Source organism: uncultured Anaerotruncus sp., from assembly GCF_902490045.1.
Lineage (GTDB): Bacteria > Bacillota > Clostridia > Oscillospirales > Ruminococcaceae > Anaerotruncus.
The window spans coordinates 1-5,055 of sequence record NZ_CABUCJ010000151.1 but is presented as its reverse complement, the minus strand read 5'-3'; the positions used below and the strand labels follow the sequence as shown (position 1 = coordinate 5,055).

General features: G+C 68.5%; 6 protein-coding genes. 1 reads left to right on the top strand and 5 read right to left on the bottom strand.

The genetic code is table 11. The features are described from left to right. Positions 1 to 648: hypothetical protein (locus RDM88_RS11740; RefSeq protein WP_308755015.1), on the bottom strand; the 648-nt coding region annotated here is incomplete at its 3' end. A 55-nt stretch (positions 649 to 703) separates the two neighbouring features. Then, positions 704 to 1,834, bottom strand: a complete 1,131-nt coding sequence (locus RDM88_RS11735) for a transglutaminase domain-containing protein (RefSeq protein WP_308755014.1) — start codon at positions 1,832 to 1,834, stop codon at positions 704 to 706. Between the two features lie 135 nt (positions 1,835 to 1,969). Between RDM88_RS11735 and RDM88_RS11730 the strand changes: the two genes are divergently transcribed. Beyond that, positions 1,970 to 2,914 (top strand): transglutaminase-like domain-containing protein, encoded by a 945-nt coding sequence (locus RDM88_RS11730; protein WP_308755013.1) that lies wholly within the window; start codon positions 1,970 to 1,972, stop codon positions 2,912 to 2,914. Positions 2,915 to 3,051: 137 nt separating this feature from the next. Here the strand turns inward: RDM88_RS11730 and RDM88_RS11725 are convergent, their stop codons facing one another. From RDM88_RS11725 to RDM88_RS11715, 3 genes are read right to left on the bottom strand one after another with little or no spacing between them, the layout of a single operon-like run. After that, positions 3,052 to 3,597 carry a BMC domain-containing protein gene (locus RDM88_RS11725; RefSeq protein ID WP_308755012.1) on the bottom strand — a complete coding sequence of 182 codons (546 nt, stop codon included), beginning with the start codon at positions 3,595 to 3,597 and terminating at the stop codon, positions 3,052 to 3,054. 2 nt (positions 3,598 to 3,599) lie between these two features. Then, positions 3,600 to 4,934: a 4Fe-4S dicluster domain-containing protein gene (locus RDM88_RS11720; protein WP_308755011.1), complete on the bottom strand. Its 1,335-nt coding sequence runs from the start codon at positions 4,932 to 4,934 to the stop codon at positions 3,600 to 3,602. Between the two features lie 31 nt (positions 4,935 to 4,965). After that, positions 4,966 to 5,052: a EutN/CcmL family microcompartment protein gene (locus RDM88_RS11715; RefSeq protein ID WP_308755016.1), complete on the bottom strand. Its 87-nt coding sequence runs from the start codon at positions 5,050 to 5,052 to the stop codon at positions 4,966 to 4,968. Between the last annotated feature and the right edge of the window lie 3 nt (positions 5,053 to 5,055).

Genomic DNA, 5,055 nt, shown 5'->3' with positions numbered 1-5,055 from the left:
AAACTCGACGAAAACGGGTCCCTCGATCGGGATCCCCGCCGCTTCCCCTCCGAGGCTCACCCGCGCGGAGAAGTGGGAATCCACCACCGTCTCGTAGTTGTAGTCGCTGTTGTAGTAGCTGATTTTGAGCCGGGTGTCCTTGAGGTTTTTGCCGTTCTCCACATGGAGGAGGAAGCGCTTCTCATCCTCCTGCTCGACGGTGAATTCCACCGGCGGGTCGAAGGTGACCTTCTCCTCGAGGAAACCGGCCGACAGGCCGTTTTGGGAGGCTGGAACGTCGCTGTAAACACGGATCGTCCCGTCGAGCGGCAGGTAGAAGTCGTCGACCGTGAGCGTGCTCATCGCGTCCTGCGACGGATAGTTCCACCCGCCGGACGGCCCGGATTCGGCAGGCGGCGCAGGCGCGTTGACGGGGCTTTTGGGAAAGCTGAGGGTGACGCACCAGCCCAGCACCCCGACCAGCAGGAAGACCGCCAGGACGGCCAGCGCGACCAGCGCGGGCCGGCTGAGCTTCGGTTTTTTCCCGCCCTGCGGCGGGGACGGCTCCCCCGGGGCCTCCTCAGGGAACTCCCGCGCGGGACGCGGCTCCTCCTGCGGGGAAGGGCCCCCGTTTTCCTCCTGCGGGCGGTTGTCGTCGAAATCAGACATGTCGCGCTCTCCTTTCCGGTTGTTCACGCGGCCGCCGACGCGTTCGGGAAGAGCGTCAGCACCTGGGTATTGTCGTTGTAGTTATATTCGATGTAACCGGTCGTGTCGATTTCCACCGGGATGTTTTCCTCCTCCAGCCGGGCGGAAACCGCGCGCAGCACCGGAAAGATCTCCCTGTGGTAGATCTCCCGCCAGCGGGTGAACGCCTCGTACTCCCCAAACAGCTTGATTTCGAGGAATACGGGCCGTTTGGCCGCCGAAAGCGGCTGGTCCGCGAGCCCGCCGCCATCGCCGCGACCGGGTCGGGATTGTCGAGGTCGGCGCAGTAGCCGAACTGCCGGTAGTAGCTGTAGCGGTCGGAATCCCCCGGGGGCAGCTCGCGGTACTGCCCCGGCTCGGGGAAGTGCTCGAGGGAGATCTCCTCCAGCGTGACGAGCAGGTAGTCGTGGTAGAGGTAGCCGATCTCGTCCGGCAGGTCGTCCCACGTCGCGTCGACGTAGTACCACCCGTCCTCCAGCTTCACCGCGTTCCACGCGTGGGGGATTCCCCGCACGCTCGTGCCGCTCAAAAAGGCGCAGGGCACGCCCAGCCGCTGCATCAGGTACTGGTAGCCGCGGCTGTAGGCGCCGCACACTCCGCCGCCGCGCACAAGCCCGCCGTAGAGGCTGCCCGCGTCCCCGCCCTGCGCGCCCTCCTCATAGGAGACGCGGCGCAGCAGCGCGTCGTGCACCCGCACCGCCGCCTCCGGGGCGGGCAGGTTTTCCATGCCGTCAAGCAGGGCGTCCGCGGCCGCGTCGATCTGCCGCTGGCGTTCCCGCGCCTCCGGGAGGGTCAGCCCCTCCCCCACCCCGAGGGTGAAGCGGTCTGCCCGCTCCCCGGCCGGGATTTCACAGCGCAGCCAGTAAAATTCCGCCCGGTCGAGCAGCAGCGCGTCGTAAGCCGCCCGCATCGCCCGCGCGGGGACGGGAGAGGCAAGGAGGATTTCCTCCCCCACCCGCCAGCCTTCCGCCGCGGAACACAGCCCGTCGTAGGCCGCGCGCGCCTCCCCGTCCAGCAGGGAACGCGCGTAGCCCTCCGGGCGCGGCGGCGAAGCGGGCGGCGCGCCGCCGGCCGGGGAAGGCGCGGCCCACGCGCAGCCCGCGAGCAAAAAAAGCAGCGCCAGGACCGCCGCCAGCATCCGCCGCATCCCCGCACCTCCCTTTCATGTACACACTCTATTAACAAAATTGTACCCTTCCCCGGGGACAGCTGTCAACCGAATATTTGCTTTTCCCGCCCCATCCCATTATAATGATGGTACCAACCGAGGGGAGAACCCCAGATGAAAAGATTCGCCGCTCTTTTTTCAGCAGCCCTGCTCCTGCTCGCGGGCTGCGGTGCGCCGGCGGAGACGCCGTCCCCCGCGCCGCCGGAGACGCCCGTTTCCCAAGCCCCGCCGCGTCCGGAGAGCGCCGCCTCCGTACCGTCCTCCGGACGCGCGGCCCTGCCGCTCGAAAATGCGTGGATCGCCTCGCTGGCGGACGAAATCGCCGCGCCGATTGCGGCGCGGGAGCTGCCGCCCGTGGAGGAAATCCGCGCGGCCTACCTCTGGCTCATCGAGAACGTCTACTTCGCCGACCCGGTGGGGCTCGATTCGTGGAGGTACCACGGCGACCCGGACACGCCGCCACCCTATCTCGAAAACCGCGCCCTCAGCCCGCTGCGCTTCGGCGTCGGCTCCTGCGAGGACTTCGCGGCCGCGATGGCCGTCCTGCTGCGGCGGCTGGGCTACAAGGCGCAGTATGTGTCGGGGCTCACGATCTCGATCGAGGGGGATTTCGTCGACCACGCGTGGACCGTCGTCCAGCTCGACGGGCGGTGGTACCATCTAGACCCCCAGCTCGAACAGAACGTCGCCAAATCTGGACGGGTGAGCTTCCGGTACTTTCTGCGGGACGACCGGACGATGCTCGCCGACCACCGCTGGGGGGAATCCCTCGCTGCCTACTACGGCGGCGCGGTCACGCCCGAGCAGCGGGAAATCATCCTCACCGAGCTGGCCGTTCCCGCCTGTCCCGAGACATATGCCCCCTCCCCCGCGCCCGCGGAGGTTTCCCTGCCCGGACGGCCCGACCCCTACGCCCTCCGGGATGCGCTCGACGCGGAGCGGGAAGCCTGGCTCTCCGGGCACGCCCCGCCCGGCCCGGTCACGCTCGACGTGACCCCGCCCATCTACGCGGTGATGCCGGACCCGCCCGTTCAAAGCGCGGCGGACTCCACTCCATAAAATGCAACAGGGTCCGCCGCCCTGCATCGCACAGGGCGGCGGACCTTGTTCTTTTTCTCAAAAAGCCGGGGAGGAACGGGGCCCGCCTGAACCAAAAGTTTCGGGGGCCCAGGGGGGCTTTTCAAAGTCCCCCCTGGTTACAGGAAGTTCCAAAGCTCCTCGTGGGGCGCGCCGAGGATCGACTGGCCCACGAACACGCCCTGCTCCTTGGCGTAGCGCGCGCCCGCCTCGACAGCGGCGGTCACGTCGGCCACGTCGCCCGTCAGCAGGACGACACCCTTGCCTCCCATGCCGCGCGCGGTGCGCAGCTCGAGAATCTCCACATCGGCGGATTTGACCGCGCAGTCGGCGGCCAGAATCACGCTCGCGACGGTGAACGTCTCGATCGTGCCGAGCGCGCCGCGCTTTGCCTCCGGCTGCGCGCCGAGCAGCGCCCTGACCACCGCCGGGTCGATCCGCCCGAGCAGCACCGAATCGAGCAGGCTCTCCTCGAAGCCGGCCCTCACCCTGTCCATCGCGGCGCTCACCTGCGCGAGCTCGCCGGTGATCACCAGTTCAAACTTTCCGGGGCAGATGGGCTGCGCCGAAATAAGCCGGATCCCGGCGGATTTGAGCGCGGCGTCGCTCGCCTCGATTCCCCGGGCGATGCTCCGCAGTTCCAGTACGCCTACCGCATAGTCCATTCTTATTTCACCCCGCCCGTCGTCATTTCAATTTCCGTTTCCGTCACGCGGGAAATTTTTCCCGCGACCGGTGCGTGCAGCGCCGCGGAGATGCCCTCCCGCGCCTTCGCGACCATCTGGCCCGCCGCCACCTCGTCGCCCGCGGCCACGACCGGCTCTGACGGCTTTCCCACATGCTGGGAGAGCGGCAGCCGCCAGAGGGACTGCTCAACCGGCAGGTCGCCGGTCCATTCGGCCTCCCGGTCGAATTTTGCCACGCCAATCCGGCTTTTGAACCGGCTGACCGGCACCATCCGGAAATCCCGCTCGGGGTCCGGTTTTGTCGGCCCGCTCGCGCGGTAGCCGAGCCGGTGCCTGCCCAAGCTCTGCTTGACGGCGGTCATCGCCGCCGACGGCGCGATCCCCTGGCAGCAGGCCATCAGCGTGCACACCCCGCAGCCGCTGCAGAGCGACGCGGTCAGCAGGTCCTCCGGGTTGCCCGGCGTCCCCGCGCCCACGGCCCGCAGCGTCTTGTGCGGCTGGAGCGGATACCCGAGCAGATGGCGCGGGCAGAGCTCGGTACAGTACATGCACTGGCAGCAGGCGGACGGCACCCGTTTGAGTAGCCGTTCGACCGGCGCGGCCTTGTTTGCGATCGCCGGAATCCCCTCCGGCAGGATGAGCAGCGCCTTGGTCTTTTTGGTGACGACGGCGGAAGCGGGATTCACGATACTGCCCATCGCCGGGCCGCCGTCCACGACGACATGCCCCGCGGGGACATCCACCCCCGCCGCGTGTAGGACCGCGCGCACGCCGCAGTTGACCGGCACCTTCACAACGACGGGATGTTCCACCGCGCCGCCGATCGTGAGCCACTTCTCCGTCACGGGAATGTCCCGGACGGCGTTCGAGACGTTGTAGGCCGTCTCGGCGTTGACGACGACCACGCCCGCCGCGCTGGGCAGCTGCCCCGGCGGCACGACCCGGCCGAGCGCCTGGTAGATCATGATGATCTCGTCCCCCATCGGGTAGGCGTCGGGCAGCAGCGCGGCGCGCGCGCCGCAGGGGAGCTCCTCCCCCCGCGCGATGCCGAGCCGCAGGGCGGTGTGCTCCTTCATCGCCACGAGCGCCTCCGCGGCACCCATCGCGTCGCAGAGCTCCCGCGCGCCCTCGCACACCCGGTCGAGATGCTCCCGCAGGAGGGTGAAGTCGGTGTAGAGCAGTGGCTCGCACTCGGCGGCGTTGACCAGCACCGTGTCGATCCCCCGCGCCAGCTTCCGGTGGGTGGGGAATCCCGCGCCGCCCGCGCCCACAACGCCGGCGGCCTCGATCTTTTCCCTCAGCTGCTCCAGCTCCACGGGGCTTCCCCTCCTTTCCCGGTGAAAAAACTCATTCGTCAATAATCCCGACGATTACCGCGTCGGTCGGCGTCTCGCGGTCGTCGAGCGCCAGCCGCGCGCCGCTGCCGGTGGTGATGAG